Here is a 15,152-nt window from a genome sequence, read left to right on the forward strand (position 1 = left end):
TTATTTGGCAAACGAGGCGGCGATGGCGATGAACAATACCGTTGCCAGCACTGATCCGACAATAGCCAGAACGCTGATAAAAAGATTCGCCTGCTGCTTCTCTTTGCCGCGTTTTTCAAGCATCCGTTTTGAAAAAAGATGCGAGAACGTATAAATGAGGGCGATTCCGACGTACAAGCCAATGTCACGTGCCGTAAAGCCTGTGACGGCCAGAAAAACCCCGGTAAAGAAAATCATAAGACAGTATTCTGTGAGTGTTAAAAGCTTCAACTTGTTCCTCCGTGATGAATATGTATATATATCTATCTATTGTATCACAGCACTCCGGGTTGGCGCTTGCGTCTTTTCAAAACCTTATATTCGCAGGGAAACATTTCTCTTCCCCTTTATTCATGGTATACTTTTAATGATGTTAGACACGATGGAGGATTATAAATGATTGCTGTAAATAATGTGAGCTTGCGTTTTGCGGATCGCAAGTTATTTGAAGATGTCAATATTAAATTTACGCCGGGCAATTGCTACGGATTAATAGGCGCAAACGGTGCCGGAAAATCAACATTTTTGAAAATTTTATCCGGTGAGCTGGAGCCGCAGACAGGCGATGTCCATATGAGCCCTGGCGAACGCCTTGCCATCCTGAAGCAGAACCACTTTGAATATGAAGACTTTGAAGTGCTGAAAGTCGTCATTATGGGGCATAAACGTTTATACGAAGTCATGCAGGAAAAAGACGCGATTTATATGAAGCCTGATTTTTCAGATGAAGACGGCATCCGCGCCGCTGAGCTTGAAGGCGAGTTTGCGGAATTAAACGGTTGGGAAGCTGAAAGTGAAGCCGCTATTTTGTTAAAGGGTCTGGGCATCTCTGAAGACCTTCATACGAAGAAAATGGCAGACTTAGGCGGCTCAGACAAGGTGAAAGTGCTTTTGGCACAGGCGCTGTTCGGCAAACCGGATGTTCTTTTGCTTGATGAACCGACGAACCACTTGGATCTGAAAGCGATCCAGTGGCTGGAAGAGTTTCTGATCAACTTTGAAAATACAGTCATCGTCGTATCCCATGACCGTCACTTTTTAAATAAAGTGTGCACGCACATCGCCGATCTTGATTTTAATAAAATTCAAGTGTATGTCGGCAACTATGATTTCTGGTATGAATCCAGCCAGCTTGCTTTAAAGCTTTCTCAAGAAGCCAATAAGAAAAAAGAAGAGCAGATTAAACAGCTTCAGGAGTTCGTGGCCAGATTCAGCGCCAACGCCTCTAAATCAAAGCAGGCGACATCAAGAAAGAAACTCCTGGATAAAATCACGCTTGATGATATCAAACCGTCATCACGCCGTTATCCTTACGTCAATTTCACGCCGGAACGTGAGATCGGAAATGACGTGCTGCGGGTTGAAGGCTTAACGAAAACGATTGACGGCGTTAAGGTGCTTGATAACGTCAGCTTTATTATGAACAGAGAAGACAAAATCGCGTTTACAGGCCGCAACGAGCTTGCCGTTACAACGTTGTTCAAAATCATTTCCGGGGAAATGGAAGCAGACAGCGGCACATTTAAATGGGGCGTGACCACTTCTCAGGCGTACTTCCCGAAAGACAACAGCGAATACTTCGACGGCAGCGATGCGAACCTTGTTGACTGGCTCCGTCAATACTCGCCGCATGATCAAAGCGAAAGCTTTCTGCGCGGGTTCTTAGGACGCATGCTGTTCTCAGGGGAAGAAGTCAACAAAAAGTCAAACGTTCTTTCCGGAGGAGAAAAAGTGCGCTGCATGCTTTCAAAAGCGATGCTTTCCGGCGCAAACATTTTAATTCTGGATGAACCGACAAACCACTTAGACCTGGAATCCATCACGGCGCTTAACAACGGCTTAATCAGCTTCAAAGGCGCTATGCTGTTTTCTTCTCATGACCATCAGTTTGTACAAACAATTGCCAACCGCATCATTGAATTAACGCCTAAAGGCATTGTTGACAAACAAATGACTTATGACGAATTTCTTGAAAACACGGATGTACAGAAAAAGATTGAAGAGCTATACGCGTAATAAAAAAGCAGGGGAGACTCTGCTTTTTATTTGTGAAAAAAAGTTTTCAATCTTCTGACTTCCCGTTACAATAAAGGAACATATGAATTGAAAAGAGACGGAGGAATGCATCATGAAGTTTTTAGTTGTCGGAGCTGGGGGAGTGGGCGGATATATCGGCGCGCGTCTTGCAGAAAAGGGAAATGACGTTACGTTTCTCGTCCGTCAGAAACGGGCGGAACAATTAAAAGAGACGGGGCTGACCGTCAAAAGTGCAAAAGGTGATGTTGCAATTAAGCCGAAATTAATCATGGCAGACGAAAAAGGTGAGTTTGACGCCGTTATCATCGCTTCAAAAGCGTATTCGTTGAATGATGTCATTCGGGATGTCAAACCGTTTGTTAAAGATTCGTCGGTCATTATTCCTTTTTTAAACGGGTACAGGCATTATAACCAGCTGTTTGAAGCTTTTTCAAAACATCAGGTGCTGGGCGGCCTCTGTTTTATTGAGAGTGCTCTTAACGAAAAAGGGGAAATTCTACATACGAGTGCTGCCCACCGTTTTGTTTTCGGTGAATGGAACGGAGAACGCACCGACCGTATGAATGAGCTGGAAAACGCGTTTGCAGGTGTGAAAGCGGATGTCATCATCAGCCGGGATATTGAAAAGGACATTTGGAAAAAGTATATGTTTATTGCCGCGCAGGCGGGAGTGACTACACTGTTTCAACAGCCGGTCGGACCGATTTTAGATACAGAAGGCGGCCGTAATACGGCAAAGCGTCTTTTTGCTGAAATCGGAGCCATTTTCAGCGCTGCCGGCATTCCGAAAGACCCTGATCTGGAAGAAGAGAGCTATCGTACATTGACAAGTATGTCTTACCATATGAAATCGTCGATGCTGAGAGATATGGAAAAGGGCCGGGTGACGGAAGGTGATCATCTGCACGGTTTTCTGCTTGAAAAAGCGAAAGGCTTGTCTGTTGATACACTTGTTTTGGAAACCGTCTTCGCCAACTTGCAAATGTATGAAGCAAAATAAAAAAAGGAGGCCCAAGCGCCTCCTTTTTTATTAAAATGCCCAGTTTCCGTTTCTGAAGATCGGTTCTCTTTTGCCGTCAGCAGTGATGCCGTCGATATTCATATCTTTAGAACCGACCATGAAATCTACATGTGTAATGCTTTCGTTTAATCCTTCTTTGACAAGCTCTTCCCGTGTCATTTGTTTGCCGCCCTCAATATTAAAGGCATATGCACTGCCGATCGCCAAGTGGTTCGATGCGTTTTCATCGTACAGTGTGTTGTAAAATAAGATATTTGACTTTGAAATCGGCGAATCGTACGGCACTAAGGCCACTTCACCCAGATAGTGGGAGCCTTCATCGGTTTCAACGATGCCTTTTAAAATCTCTTCGCCTTTTTCAGCTTTCACATCAACAATACGGCCGTTTTCAAAGGTAAGAGTGAAGTTATCAATAATGTTGCCGCCGTAGCTCAGCGGTTTCGTGCTGGAAACCGTGCCGTTCACCCCGTCCCGCTGCGGAAGAGTAAAAACCTCTTCGGTCGGCATGTTGGCCATAAATTCATGCCCGCTTTCATTAACGCTTCCCGCGCCTGCCCACACATGTTTTTTCGGCAGTTCAATTGTTAAGTCTGTTCCTTCAGCCTGATAATGCAGGGCGCTGTAATGTTTTTTATTCAGGTGTTCCACTTTTTCATGAAGATTTTGATCATGTTTTTTCCAGGCTTCCACAGGGTTTTCTTCATTTACGCGGGTCGTTTTGAAAATTTCTTCCCACAAAAGCTGAACGGCTGTGTCTTCCGGCTGATCCGGAAACACTTTTTTCGCCCAGCCTGTTGAAGCCGCTCCGATCACCGTCCAGCTTACCTTATCAGATTGAATATATTGTCTGTATGTATGCAATGCTTTTCCGGCGGCTTTCTGGAACGCCGCAATCCGTTTGCCGTCAGTGCCTTTTAACAGGTCGGGGTCGGATGAGACGACTGAAATAAACGCAGCTCCTTTTTTCGCGAGCTCTTCTTTGCCTTTTGCTTCCCATTCAGGATACTCTTCAAACGCTTCAAACGGAGCCATCTCGTATTTTAATCTGGACAGTTCATCGTCCTGCCAATTCACGGTGACGTTTTTGGCGCCTTTTTCATACGAATGTTTGGCCAGCAGTCTGACAAGGTCCCGGACATCGGTTGAGGCATTGATTACGACATGCTGTCCTTTTTGGATGTTGACGCCGACTTCTACCGCCAGCTGAGCATATGTATTTAGCTTTTCAGTAAACGAACTCATCGTTCATTCCTCCTCATCGGTTTTTCTCATCATATCAAATAATGCCTCATAAAGGAAAGAAAGGAACGCAAAAGAAAAAGACACAGCCTTTGCTGCGCCTTTACGGGTGATTCAGTTTTACGGTGCCGCCGGCCGGAGAATGGGGCATATTGGCCAGTGAAATGCTCATACCCCCTAAAATAATTCCGCTTAAAATGACGGCTACCGCTACGCGTCTTCCCACATCTCTGAGCATATGCTTCCTCCTTAATGTTTCTCCAGTCTCACAATATGAGCCGGCCGGAGAAAAAAGAAGCACAATCTTATTATTTAATCGCTTTTTGCAGCTTGTCGATGACGTCTAACGAACGTCCCGTGCCGATAGCCACTGATTCAAGCGGATTTGCCGCCAAATGAACGGGAACGACGATTTCTTCTGTCAGCCATTCTTTCATCCCGTTTAAAAGCGCGCCCCCGCCGGTTAACACGACGCCGCGGTCAACGATATCTCCGCTGAGCTCTGGCGGACAATCTTCAAGCGTCGCTCTGATTGCTTCAAGAATATGTAGGAGCGATTCACGCATCGCGTGCTGAATTTCATTGGACTGCAGTCTGATTGTCTTCGGGAGACCGGTTACGAGGTCACGCCCGCGGATTTCCATCGTTTCCGGCACATGTTCAATCAATGCAAAGCCGATTTCCATTTTCACCTGTTCCGCCGTACGTTCCCCGATCAGCAGGTTGTATTTTTTTCTGACGAACGAAGCGATATCTTCATCAAGCTGGTCGCCGCCGATTCTGATGGAATGGCAGGATACGACGCCTCCGAATGAGATGATGGCCACTTCAGTCGTACCGCCCCCGATATCCACGACGACGTTTGCGACAGGTTCGTCAACCGGAAGATCGGCACCGATTGCAGCGGCTACGGGCTCTTCAATCAAGTGAACGTTTTTTGCTCCGCAGTTTTTGACAGCGTCACTGATAGCGCGGCGTTCAACGGCTGTTGAGCCTGAAGGCGTACAGACGACGACATTCGGTTTGCGGAAGGTCATCCCGATTTTCTTCCCGGCTTTTTTCATAATGTGTTTTAATAAGTCAGTTGTCATATCATAATCTGCAATGACACCGTCTTTCATCGGCCGTACGGCGATGATTTTCCCCGGCGTCTTTCCGATCATGCTTTTGGCATCCGTTCCGATGGCAAGCACCGCTTTCGTAGTTGTATCTACAGCGACAACAGAAGGCTCATTTAAAATAATTCCTTTATTTTTACTGTAAACAAGTATATTAGCGGTTCCTAAGTCGATTCCGATCTCAGTTGATTGAAACATTTTTTCACCCAATCCCTATCCTGATTTAATTGATTCTACATTTAAAGTTTCTGAGAAAAACCACGATTTTTGGGGGTTTCCGGCGGGAATGAAATGTTTTTGTAAAAAAGGAGGGAAAGTCTGTATTCCGTATTTCAAAAGGCTTTCTTTCTGTAAAGAACATTCATTTCCGGAAGCTGAGAAACTTTTGCTCCTTTACTTTCGTCTACGTTATGAATGATTTTCCTTGGACACATATAAGAGACATTAAAGGAAGTAGGGGATTTCTATGAAATCAATTGGTGTAGTAAGAAAAGTAGACGAACTCGGGCGTATTGTCATGCCGATTGAACTGAGAAGAGCATTGGATATCGCTATTAAAGATAGTATTGAATTTTTCGTTGACGGAGACAAAATTGTCTTGAAAAAATACAAGCCGCACGGCATTTGCTTAATGACCGGAGAAATTACCCCTGATAATCAGGAGTACGGCAACGGTAAAATCATCTTAAGCCCTGAAGGAGCGAAAATGCTGCTTGAGGAAATCGAGGAAGCATTAAAAGATAAATCATAATCAGCAAAAAGGGCGGAGCATTATTCCGCCCTTTTATTATGAAATTGTGTAAAAACTACCGGTAAAATAAAGCGAACCTGCTCAAATAATTGGGAATAGTTATCATTTTTTAGTCAATAAAGCGGTCAACAATGTTACAATATATGTAGAAATGCTAGCGGCAGGTGGGACTATGGGAAAATATCAAGCGCGTATCATTTCCTTAATCTTGGCAATGATTTTTATTATGTTTTGGGATTATATATTTTATATGATTGAACGGAATCCGATTAACTGGCCTGTTGACATCATCTTTACCGCCGTCACGTTAATCAGCGTCTGGCTGCTGGCTTATAAAGTAGATAATAAAAAGCAGCTGCTGGCCGAGCTGAAGGACAGCGAGCAGAAAGCAAAGGCGCTTTCAGATGAGAAAAACCGCATCATGGACAATCTGCAGGAAATTGTTTTTCAGACGGATTCGAAAGGGAATATTACATATTTGAATCAAGCCTGGACGGCGATTACGGGCCACTCCATCAGCGAATGTATGGGCACGATGTATAATGATTATTTTATAAAAGAAAAACATATCATTGATTATATTATCTCCCAAATCAAGCAGCAGGCTCCGTCAGGAATGTTTACAGCCAAATATATTAAAAGCGACGGCACTATCTTTTGGGGAGAAGTCCATTATAAGCTGTATTATGACCACAGACGGCAATTTGTCGGAAGCCTGGGGACGATGTCTGATATCAGCGAACGGAAAAAAGCGGTCGACGAGCTCTTGGAAACGAACGAACGGCTTGCCATGCAATCTCAAAAGCTGGCCATTGCCGGGGAGCTAGCGGCAGGTATCGCCCACGAAGTAAGGAATCCTTTAACGTCAGTCAGCGGGTTTCTCCAGCTGATGAAAGCTCAGTATCCGGAAAGAACGGATTATTTCGACATTATTTTTTCGGAGATTAAAAGGATTGATCTTGTGCTGGGAGAGCTTCTTCTGCTCGCCAAGCCGCAAACCGTGAATTTTACCGCTCATCACCTTAACCATATTTTAAAGCAGGTGGCGACGCTTCTTGACACGAACGCGGTGCTGTCAAACACTGTGATTGAGAAGGATTTCACGCAGACTGAGTCCTGTATAGTCAACGGTGACGAAAATCAGCTGAAGCAGGTATTTATCAATATTATTAAAAATGCGATTGAAGCGATGCCTGACGGCGGGAATATTCATATTTACACAAAACGTGATGAAGAAAATGCGGTGATCAGCATACAGGATGAAGGAAACGGCATGTCGAAAGAAAAGCTTGAAAACATCGGGAAACCATTTTTCTCAACAAAAGATCAGGGAACAGGCCTCGGACTTCCGATTTGTTTACGAATTCTGAAGGAGCATAATGGTAAACTTAACATTAAGAGCAAAAATGGAGAAGGCAGTACGTTTCAGGTGATTCTGCCGTTAGAAGCGGCTGCTGTCCAAAAGGAGGAAAAATAACTTGCTTCTTTTTGTATACGGTTTGTTACGGAAGCGTGAAGAGAAACATGAGCTGCTGAAAGGCGCTCCGTGTGTGTGCGAGCAGGCCGCGATAAACGGCGTCCTGTATAAAACAGATAAAGGTCAGCCTGCGGCGTCTTTAGCAGAAACAGCTTTTGTGTACGGGGAATTGTATGAAACAGATCATCAGATGATCCGTAAGCTGGATGCGCATTATGCCGATTTTGACCGGAAGGAAGTCGCCGTGACGACGGATGTCGGGAATAAAACCGCCTTCGCATATGTCCTAAAGCCGGAACAGTGTGCCTCATTCAGCCGGATCAAAAGCGGAGACTGGAAAGAATATCGTTTTATGAAACGGGAGGATGACAGCCCGGTTTATTATTTCGCTTACGGGTCCTGTATGGATAATGCCCGGTTTAAACAGGCGGGGGTCGATCACTTTTTTGCCGAGCCTGTCGGAGGTGCGGTTGTTGAAGGGTATTCCACGAGATTCACGTTAAGGCGTCCTGACGGTTCGAGAGCCGATCTTGTTGAAGACGGGGGACGGACTGAAGGCGTGCTGTACAAGCTCCCGTTTGAAGCGGCAACTTACCTGTACAAAAGAGAAGGTGTTGATAACCATACATACCGTCCCGCGTTCATAGAAGTATGTGCCGGCGGCCGCGTATACAGAGGCTGCCTGACGTTTCTAGTGCTTGATAAGGCAGAGGAAATCGCGCCTCCGGGTCACTACCAGGAAGAAATCGAACGCGGAGCCGACTTGTATTTATCGCCCGCCTTTTCAGAAAAGCTCAAACGCTATATGAACTCATTGCCGAAAATGTGATACTATTCCTAGTAGAGATATTGTTTAAAGGAGCACTGTTATGAGAAAAGAGTTTGCCGTCATCGGCCTCGGGCGCTTTGGCGGAAGTATTTGCAAAGCGTTAAGTGAAGAAGGCCTTGAGGTCATGGCGATGGATATTGATGAAGATAAAGTAAATGAATATGCCAAAATCGCATCACACGCAGTCATCGGAGATTCAACCGATGAATCGGTGCTGAAAAACTTAGGGCTGCGCAACTTTGACCACGTCATTGTGGCAATCGGCGAAAATATACAGGCGAGCATTTTAACGACGCTGATCTTAAAGGAACTCGGCGTTAACACAATCACGGTCAAAGCGCAGAACGATTATCATGAAAAAGTGCTTGCGAAAATCGGGGCTGATCACATCGTCCACCCTGAGCGAGACATGGCAAAGCGCATCGCCCATAACATCGTATCAAATAATGTGCTTGATTATTTAGAGCTGTCCGACGAACACAGCATTGTGGAGATCGTGGCCAACAGCAGGCTTGCGGGTAACACACTGCTTGATCTGGACATCCGGGCGAAGTACGGCATTAATATCGTGGCCATCAAGAGAGAAAAAGAAGTGATCGTATCTCCGCTGGCGACTGAAATGATCCAAAAAGAAGATATTCTCATCGTTATCGGCTCTCTTACGGATATTTCCCGATTCGAAAAAAGAGTGCTTCATACAAAGTGAAAAGCCGTCCGTAAAAGGACGGTCTTTTTTATATGTCAGAATAGAAAGACATTTATCGTGTAAGCGGTATTTTCTGCAGTTTTTATTGACTATGATCAGGCGATCCGATAGCATATTGTACCATATAAAGAAAAAGAGGAGGCCTCATTTTGAACAAAGAAACACTGGCTGAACGGCTGAATGCATCAGCCGGCAGACAAAAAGCCGATACCGTCATTAAAAACGGAAAAATCATGGATGTATTTAACCAGGAATGGATTTCTGCAGATATCGCCATTACGGACGGAGTGATTGTCGGATTGGGCGAGTATGAAGGGAAAGAAGTCATTGATGCAGAAGGTCAAATGATCGTTCCGGGCTTTATTGACGGACATGTTCATATCGAGTCCTCTATGGTTACTCCGATTGAATTTGCAAAAGCCGTCCTCCCCCACGGAGTGACTACTGTCATTACTGATCCTCACGAAATTGCGAACGTTTCCGGGGCAAAAGGCATTTCATTTATGATAGAGCAGGCGAAAAAAGCGCCTCTGAACATTCGTTTCATGCTTCCTTCCTGTGTTCCCGCGGCAAGCTTTGAACGCTCAGGAGCTGTATTAAAAGCCGCAGATTTAAAGCCTTTTTATCAGGAAAAAGAGGTGCTGGGGCTTGCGGAAGTTATGGATTATGTGTCTGTTGCGGAAGGCGAAGAGGATATGCTTGAGAAACTGCTTGATGCCAAGCATCACGGAAAGCGGATTGACGGGCATTTAGCCGGACTGTCTTCAGATATCATCAATATATACAGGACCGCATCGGTGTCAAATGATCATGAAGTGACGACAAAAGCCGAGGCGCTGGACAGAATCAGACGGGGAATGTATGTCATGCTGCGCGAAGGATCGGTGGCTAAAAATACGCTCAATGTGCTGCCGGCGGTGAATGAAAAAAATGCACGGCGCTTTTTCTTTTGTACGGATGATAAACATGTAGACGATCTGCTTTCAGAAGGAAGTGTGAACCACCAAGTCAAAATGGCGATAAAGGCGGGACTTGATCCATTCCTTGCGTATCAGCTCGCCAGCTTAAATGCGGCCGAGTGCTACGACCTTGAAACAAAAGGGGCGGTTGCGCCGGGTTTTGACGCAGATCTGCTGTTTATTTCAGATTTGCGGGAGGCTGCCGTCACGAAGACCATGGTCGCCGGACGGACCGTTGCCGAGAACGGACGCACGGTTTATGAACAGTCTGCCGGCTCTTATTCTCCGGATCAGGCGCTGTTGGATACAGTGCGGCTGAAAGCGCCGCTCACTGAATCTGATTTTCATATGCCGATTCAAGAGGGCAGGCAAATGAATGTAATCGAAATCATACCGAATCATTTGGAAACGAGGAAAAAAGAAGTGCCTGCGCCATCTGCTGACGCATTTTGTTCTGATACACAAAATGATTTATTAAAAATCGCCGTCGCAGAGCGGCACAGCGGAGAAAAAATGATAGGGCTCGGAATTGTACAAGGATTCGGGTTAAAAGAAGGCGCCATTGCCACAACCATTTCTCACGATTCCCACAATATCATCGCTGTCGGTACAAACGATGCCGATTTGGCAAGAGCAATCAACAGGCTCCGTGACACCGGGGGAGGGTTAACAGCCGTGAAAAACGGAGAATTGCTTCACTCTGTTCCGCTTCCGATCGCCGGGCTTTTGTCTGATAAGTCCGCGGAATGGGTGAATGACAGTTTGGGCGTGCTTCATGAAAAGCTTCCTCTGCTCGGATTCACCGGTGATTTCAACCCGTTTCTCACATTATCGTTTTTAGCGCTTCCCGTCATTCCGGACATTAAAATGACGGCAGCGGGTCTGTTTGATGTTAAGGCCTTTCAGCATATTCCGCTTCAATAAAAAAACTGCACTCGTGATGAGTGCAGTTTTTTTATTTTAGACCTCCATAATGATCGGAAGGATCATCGGGCGGCGTTTTGTTTTTTCGTATAGGAACGGAGCAAGCGTGTCGGTGATTTCGTTTTTAATTTCGGACCACTGCGTTGTTTTCCGATCCATTACTTTCTCCAGATGGTTCGAAATGAGCTGCTGCGCGTCGTTGATTAAATCACCGGATTCTCTCATGTATACAAAACCTCTTGAAATTAAATCAGGTCCTGCTGATACCTTAAAGTCATCCATATTGATGCTGACAACAACGATAACAAGGCCTTCTTCTGAAAGAATGCGGCGGTCGCGGAGCACGATATTGCCGATATCACCGATTCCGCTTCCGTCAATGTAAACGGAGCCGGACGGAATTTTGCCTGCAACAGCGGCTTCTTCTCCTTTGAGCGCGAGCACTTCGCCATTGTCCATGATGAAGCAGTTTTCTTCAGGTATGCCGCAATCAGTCGCGAGTTTGACGTGCATTTTCTGCATTCTGTACTCCCCGTGAATCGGCATGAAGAACTTCGGTTTGATCAGGCGGAGCATTAATTTCTGTTCTTCCTGTCCGCCGTGTCCGGATGTATGAATGTCATTCAATGAACCGTGAATGACTTCAGCGCCCGCACGGTATAACTGGTTGATGGTGCGGCTTACGCTGATTGTGTTTCCGGGAATCGGAGAGGAAGAAAAGACGACCGTATCTCCGGGGTTAATGGATATCTGACGGTGCGTGCCGTTAGCGATGCGTGATAACGCCGCCATCGGTTCACCCTGGCTTCCCGTACATAAAATCGTTACTTTATTGGCAGGCATACGATTGATTTCGTTATGCTCAATAAACGTATTTTTAGGACAGCTGATGTACCCGAGAGTTTGTCCGATTTCAATAGCCGATTCCATGCTGCGTCCGAATACGGCAACTTTTCTGCCGTTTAAAACGGCTGCTTCAATCACCTGCTGAAGCCGGTGTATGTTCGAAGCAAATGTCGCAAATATAATTCTGCCGTCCACTTTTCGGAAAATATCGTGAATGCTTTCGCCTACGCGGCGTTCTGACATGGTGAAATCGGGCACCTCACTGTTTGTACTGTCAGAAAGCAGGCACAAGACGCCTTCTTTCCCGATTTCGGCCATCTTTGTCAGGTTTGCCGGTTCGCCTACCGGTGTAAAGTCGAACTTAAAGTCCCCGGTATGTACGATATTGCCTGGCGGTGTTTTGACGACGATTCCGTATGAATCCGGAATGCTGTGTGTCGTTCTGAAGAAGGATACAGACGTCTTCCGGAACTTAACGATGTCATCTTCACCGATGATGTTTAATTTGGTCTGTCTTAACAGCCCGTGCTCTTCAAGTTTATTCCGAAGTAAGCCGATCGCGAGTTTACCGCCGTAAACGGGAATATTTACTTGTCTGAGCAGGTACGGAATACCGCCGATATGGTCTTCGTGACCGTGGGTGATAAACAGACCTTTAATTTTATCTTCGTTTTTTACTAAATACGTGTAATCAGGGATTACGTAATCAATGCCGAGAAGTTCATCTTCAGGAAACTTGATTCCCGCATCAATCAGTACAATTTCATCCTGAAACTGCACCCCATACGTATTTTTCCCGATCTCGCCCAATCCGCCGAGGGCGAAAACGGCAGTCTGGTCATTTTTTACAAATTTCATTCCGCTCATAACTCCAATACTTTAAAATTTTCGCTCTGCTTCTCATATTCTAAAAAAGCACCGTCCACAGGCTGAACAAATTCAATGTTGAATTTCTTATCTTTCAGTTTCGTTCTGACGTCCCGTTCTGAAACGCCCTCAATGTAAAGTGAATCTGTTTTTTCCCGAACAGGTACTTCGTCAGCCTTCTCTTGATAAAATACCTTATAAATCATCCAAATCTCTCCTTAAATGCCGTATGTTAGACTCGCTTATTCTATTATATTCGAAAACGGATTATAAGGAAAGTCTCGAGCAAAAAAGGGACTTTCAAAAACCGAAAGATCCCTTTACGCGATGACTTTTTTTCGGAGCATTCCGCCCCACTGTCTTCTGAGTTTCTTCCGTAAACGGCGCAGCATCGTATTCCTCCTTTGAAGCCCTTATAGCAGTAGTATGCGGAAAAACAGAATTTGTTTTCGTGGGTAAAATTGGAATTTCGTCAAGGCGGTTTGCCGGAAGAAAAACTTTCTGTATGATGATATTGAAAAAGACACGACTGATAAACGGGATAAAGGAGAAATCGATATGAAACCAAAACTGATCTTTTTTGATATTGACGGCACGATCTATGACCATGATAAACATATCCCTGATAGTACAAGAAGCGCCGTGGCGGCGCTTAAAGAGGCCGGCCATCATGTTTTTATCGCCAGCGGAAGGTCTCCGTTTATGGTTAGACCGATTCTGGAAGAGCTTGAGATCGAGTCATTTATCTCATACAACGGCCAGTTTGTGGTGTTTGAAGGAGAAGTCATTTATAAAAACCCGCTTCCGGAAGATGCGGTCGCGCGTTTATTAAAGCAGGCGTCAGAAGGGGAGCACCCCGTTGTATTTATGGCGGAAGACACGATGAAGACGACCGTCCCCGGGCATCCGCACGTCACCGAAGGAATCGGCAGTCTGAAAGCCCCTTATCCCGAGGTTGATGAAACATTTTATAAAGGGAAAGAAATTTATCAGCTCCTTTTATTCTGCCGCGGACATGAAGAAAAAGCGTATGCCGCTTTTCCGGAGTTTGATTATGTCCGCTGGCATGAACTGTCAACGGACGTGCTTCCGAAGGGCGGTTCAAAAGCGGAGGGCATTAAAAGAGTGCTTGAGCGGCTTCCGTACGACATAAGCGACACTTATGCCTTCGGCGACGGACTGAATGATCTTGAGATGATCAGTTTTGTCGGCACCGGCGTGGCGATGGGAAATGCAGTTCCAGAATTAAAGGCTGCCGCTGATTTCGTCACAAAATCGGTGGATGAAGAAGGAATCAGCTGGGCTGTCAAAGAACTGGGCCTTCTGAAATAAAGAAAACCGGCACTTTGAGAAGTGCCGGTTTTTTTAACGGTCAATGGCAATAGCGTTTTCAGGTTCTTTAAACGGATTTTCTTTATCGATATGATCGTAAAACATAACGCCGTTCAGATGGTCGATTTCGTGCTGAAACACAATCGCCGGAAAACCTTTGAGACGAATGTCAATCTGTTCACCTTCAAGCGTCGTCGCCTTTACGCGGATGCGGGCGTAGCGAGGCACATAGCCAGGGATGGGTTCGTCTACCGACAGGCAGCCTTCTCCGCTCGTCAAGTAGCTTTTTTCTACTGAGTGGCTGACGATCTTAGGGTTAAAAAGAGCATAGCTGTATAAAGTGCCTTTCGCATCTTCTGCATGAACGGCGATCATCCGTTTTTTTACGGCTGTTTGCGGAGCGGCAAGACCGACACCGGGACGAAGCTCGTATTTCTCGGCTAATTCAGGATTTTGACTGTTTTTCACAAACTCAATCATATCAGCAAGTTGCTGTTTTTCTTCATCAGAAGCGGGAAGCTGAACCTCTTCAGCGATCTCTCTGAGCGCGGGATGTCCGTCACGGACAATATTTTCCATAGTAATCAAGAAACTTCACTCCTAAAGCTTAATATGTAAATTATAGCGAATTTCTTTATCGCAGCGCAATGAAACAATTGGCCAGCCATAGGAGGCTGGCCGATGTTTATGGGGTGCCAGTTCAGCAGCCGCAGCCTAAATAAGCTGCACCGACGATGATTAATAAGATAAACAATACTACGATTAATGCGAACGTGCGGCCGTATCCGCCTCCGCCGCCGTATCCGTAACCGCCGCCGTAACCGTATCCACCTCCGAAACCGCCTCCGCAGCAACCGCCGCCAAATCCGTATCCATATCCGTACATAAATAAACCCTCCTCTTTTAATTACGCTGACCCTTTATCAGCAGGGCCGGCGTCTACTATAAACTATGTAAAAGCCGGAAAGATGTATGGTCATCCGCCCTGTTTTCTCAATTTTTTACGC

Annotated in this window: 16 protein-coding genes; 8 read left to right on the forward strand and 8 right to left on the reverse strand. The window is 45.6% G+C overall.

All coding sequences use genetic code 11. The features are described 5' to 3' along the window. Nucleotides 1-270 carry a hypothetical protein gene (locus ACW5MY_RS07890; protein WP_013352103.1) on the reverse strand — a complete coding sequence of 90 codons (270 nt, stop codon included), beginning with the start codon at nt 268-270 and terminating at the stop codon, nt 1-3. 165 nt (nt 271-435) lie between these two features. On the opposite strand from ACW5MY_RS07890, the gene ACW5MY_RS07895 reads away from it, so the two are divergent. After that, on the forward strand, nt 436-2,055 hold the full coding sequence (locus ACW5MY_RS07895) for an ABC-F family ATP-binding cassette domain-containing protein (protein WP_013352104.1): 1,620 nt from the start codon (nt 436-438) through the stop codon (nt 2,053-2,055). 112 nt (nt 2,056-2,167) lie between these two features. Beyond that, complete coding sequence (locus ACW5MY_RS07900; protein ID WP_013352105.1) at nt 2,168-3,076, forward strand: ketopantoate reductase family protein; 909 nt, start codon at nt 2,168-2,170, stop codon at nt 3,074-3,076. Between the two features lie 30 nt (nt 3,077-3,106). On the opposite strand, the gene ACW5MY_RS07905 is transcribed toward ACW5MY_RS07900, so the two are convergent. The 3 genes from ACW5MY_RS07905 to mreBH all read right to left on the reverse strand — a co-directional run bounded on the left by ACW5MY_RS07905 (nt 3,107) and on the right by mreBH (nt 5,652). Then, the gene (locus ACW5MY_RS07905) at nt 3,107-4,339 is read right to left on the reverse strand and encodes an aminopeptidase (RefSeq protein WP_013352106.1); all 1,233 of its coding nucleotides are present in this window, start codon (nt 4,337-4,339) and stop codon (nt 3,107-3,109) included. Between the two features lie 100 nt (nt 4,340-4,439). Next, nucleotides 4,440-4,574, reverse strand: a complete 135-nt coding sequence (locus ACW5MY_RS07910; RefSeq protein ID WP_013352107.1) for a protein YkpC — start codon at nt 4,572-4,574, stop codon at nt 4,440-4,442. Between the two features lie 70 nt (nt 4,575-4,644). Continuing rightward, nucleotides 4,645-5,652: a cell shape-determining protein MreBH gene (gene mreBH / locus ACW5MY_RS07915; protein ID WP_013352108.1), complete on the reverse strand. Its 1,008-nt coding sequence runs from the start codon at nt 5,650-5,652 to the stop codon at nt 4,645-4,647. 268 nt (nt 5,653-5,920) lie between these two features. On the opposite strand from mreBH, the gene ACW5MY_RS07920 reads away from it, so the two are divergent. From ACW5MY_RS07920 to ade, 5 genes are all read left to right on the forward strand, one after another. Then, nucleotides 5,921-6,205 carry an AbrB/MazE/SpoVT family DNA-binding domain-containing protein gene (locus ACW5MY_RS07920; protein WP_013352109.1) on the forward strand — a complete coding sequence of 95 codons (285 nt, stop codon included), beginning with the start codon at nt 5,921-5,923 and terminating at the stop codon, nt 6,203-6,205. Nucleotides 6,206-6,377: 172 nt separating this feature from the next. Then, the gene (locus ACW5MY_RS07925; protein ID WP_013352110.1) at nt 6,378-7,682 is read left to right on the forward strand and encodes an ATP-binding protein; all 1,305 of its coding nucleotides are present in this window, start codon (nt 6,378-6,380) and stop codon (nt 7,680-7,682) included. A gap of 1 nt (nt 7,683) precedes the next feature. Next, nucleotides 7,684-8,511: a gamma-glutamylcyclotransferase gene (locus tag ACW5MY_RS07930; RefSeq protein WP_013352111.1), complete on the forward strand. Its 828-nt coding sequence runs from the start codon at nt 7,684-7,686 to the stop codon at nt 8,509-8,511. A gap of 40 nt (nt 8,512-8,551) precedes the next feature. Then, complete coding sequence (gene ktrC / locus ACW5MY_RS07935) at nt 8,552-9,217, forward strand: Ktr system potassium transporter KtrC (protein ID WP_003154554.1); 666 nt, start codon at nt 8,552-8,554, stop codon at nt 9,215-9,217. A 149-nt stretch (nt 9,218-9,366) separates the two neighbouring features. Beyond that, complete coding sequence (gene ade, locus ACW5MY_RS07940; RefSeq protein WP_013352112.1) at nt 9,367-11,100, forward strand: adenine deaminase; 1,734 nt, start codon at nt 9,367-9,369, stop codon at nt 11,098-11,100. Between the two features lie 36 nt (nt 11,101-11,136). Here ade and rnjA read toward each other — a convergent pair whose 3' ends face one another. Both rnjA and rnpZA read right to left on the reverse strand, forming a co-directional pair. After that, nucleotides 11,137-12,804, reverse strand: a complete 1,668-nt coding sequence (rnjA, locus tag ACW5MY_RS07945; RefSeq protein ID WP_013352113.1) for a ribonuclease J1 — start codon at nt 12,802-12,804, stop codon at nt 11,137-11,139. A gap of 5 nt (nt 12,805-12,809) precedes the next feature. Continuing rightward, nucleotides 12,810-13,019 carry an RNA polymerase subunit omega 1 gene (rnpZA, locus tag ACW5MY_RS07950; protein WP_013352114.1) on the reverse strand — a complete coding sequence of 70 codons (210 nt, stop codon included), beginning with the start codon at nt 13,017-13,019 and terminating at the stop codon, nt 12,810-12,812. A gap of 352 nt (nt 13,020-13,371) precedes the next feature. On the opposite strand from rnpZA, the gene ACW5MY_RS07955 reads away from it, so the two are divergent. Further along, entirely contained in the window at nt 13,372-14,145 is a 774-nt protein-coding gene (locus ACW5MY_RS07955) for a Cof-type HAD-IIB family hydrolase (protein ID WP_013352115.1), read from the forward strand. A 33-nt stretch (nt 14,146-14,178) separates the two neighbouring features. Here the strand turns inward: ACW5MY_RS07955 and def are convergent, their stop codons facing one another. Both def and ACW5MY_RS07965 read right to left on the reverse strand, forming a co-directional pair. Beyond that, the gene (def, locus tag ACW5MY_RS07960) at nt 14,179-14,733 is read right to left on the reverse strand and encodes a peptide deformylase (RefSeq protein ID WP_013352116.1); all 555 of its coding nucleotides are present in this window, start codon (nt 14,731-14,733) and stop codon (nt 14,179-14,181) included. Between the two features lie 112 nt (nt 14,734-14,845). Further along, the gene (locus ACW5MY_RS07965) at nt 14,846-15,031 is read right to left on the reverse strand and encodes a YjcZ family sporulation protein (RefSeq protein WP_013352117.1); all 186 of its coding nucleotides are present in this window, start codon (nt 15,029-15,031) and stop codon (nt 14,846-14,848) included. Nucleotides 15,032-15,152: the final 121 nt, after the last annotated feature.

Source organism: Bacillus sp. Bwzl_19, assembly GCF_054900515.1.

What these genes read in the sequence shown, in the direction of transcription:
- ACW5MY_RS07895 (WP_013352104.1), top strand. Translation starts at nt 436, where the DNA reads ATGATTGCTGTAAATAATGTGAGCTTGCGTTTTGCGGATCGCAAGTTA.
- ACW5MY_RS07900 (WP_013352105.1), top strand. Translation starts at nt 2,168, where the DNA reads ATGAAGTTTTTAGTTGTCGGAGCTGGGGGAGTGGGCGGATATATCGGC.
- ACW5MY_RS07905 (WP_013352106.1), bottom strand. Translation starts at nt 4,339, where the DNA reads ATGAGTTCGTTTACTGAAAAGCTAAATACATATGCTCAGCTGGCGGTA.
- ACW5MY_RS07910 (WP_013352107.1), bottom strand. Translation starts at nt 4,574, where the DNA reads ATGCTCAGAGATGTGGGAAGACGCGTAGCGGTAGCCGTCATTTTAAGC.
- mreBH (WP_013352108.1), bottom strand. Translation starts at nt 5,652, where the DNA reads ATGTTTCAATCAACTGAGATCGGAATCGACTTAGGAACCGCTAATATA.
- ACW5MY_RS07920 (WP_013352109.1), top strand. Translation starts at nt 5,921, where the DNA reads ATGAAATCAATTGGTGTAGTAAGAAAAGTAGACGAACTCGGGCGTATT.
- ACW5MY_RS07925 (WP_013352110.1), top strand. Translation starts at nt 6,378, where the DNA reads ATGGGAAAATATCAAGCGCGTATCATTTCCTTAATCTTGGCAATGATT.
- ktrC (WP_003154554.1), top strand. Translation starts at nt 8,552, where the DNA reads ATGAGAAAAGAGTTTGCCGTCATCGGCCTCGGGCGCTTTGGCGGAAGT.
- rnjA (WP_013352113.1), bottom strand. Translation starts at nt 12,804, where the DNA reads ATGAAATTTGTAAAAAATGACCAGACTGCCGTTTTCGCCCTCGGCGGA.
- rnpZA (WP_013352114.1), bottom strand. Translation starts at nt 13,019, where the DNA reads ATGATTTATAAGGTATTTTATCAAGAGAAGGCTGACGAAGTACCTGTT.
- ACW5MY_RS07955 (WP_013352115.1), top strand. Translation starts at nt 13,372, where the DNA reads ATGAAACCAAAACTGATCTTTTTTGATATTGACGGCACGATCTATGAC.
- ACW5MY_RS07965 (WP_013352117.1), bottom strand. Translation starts at nt 15,031, where the DNA reads ATGTACGGATATGGATACGGATTTGGCGGCGGTTGCTGCGGAGGCGGT.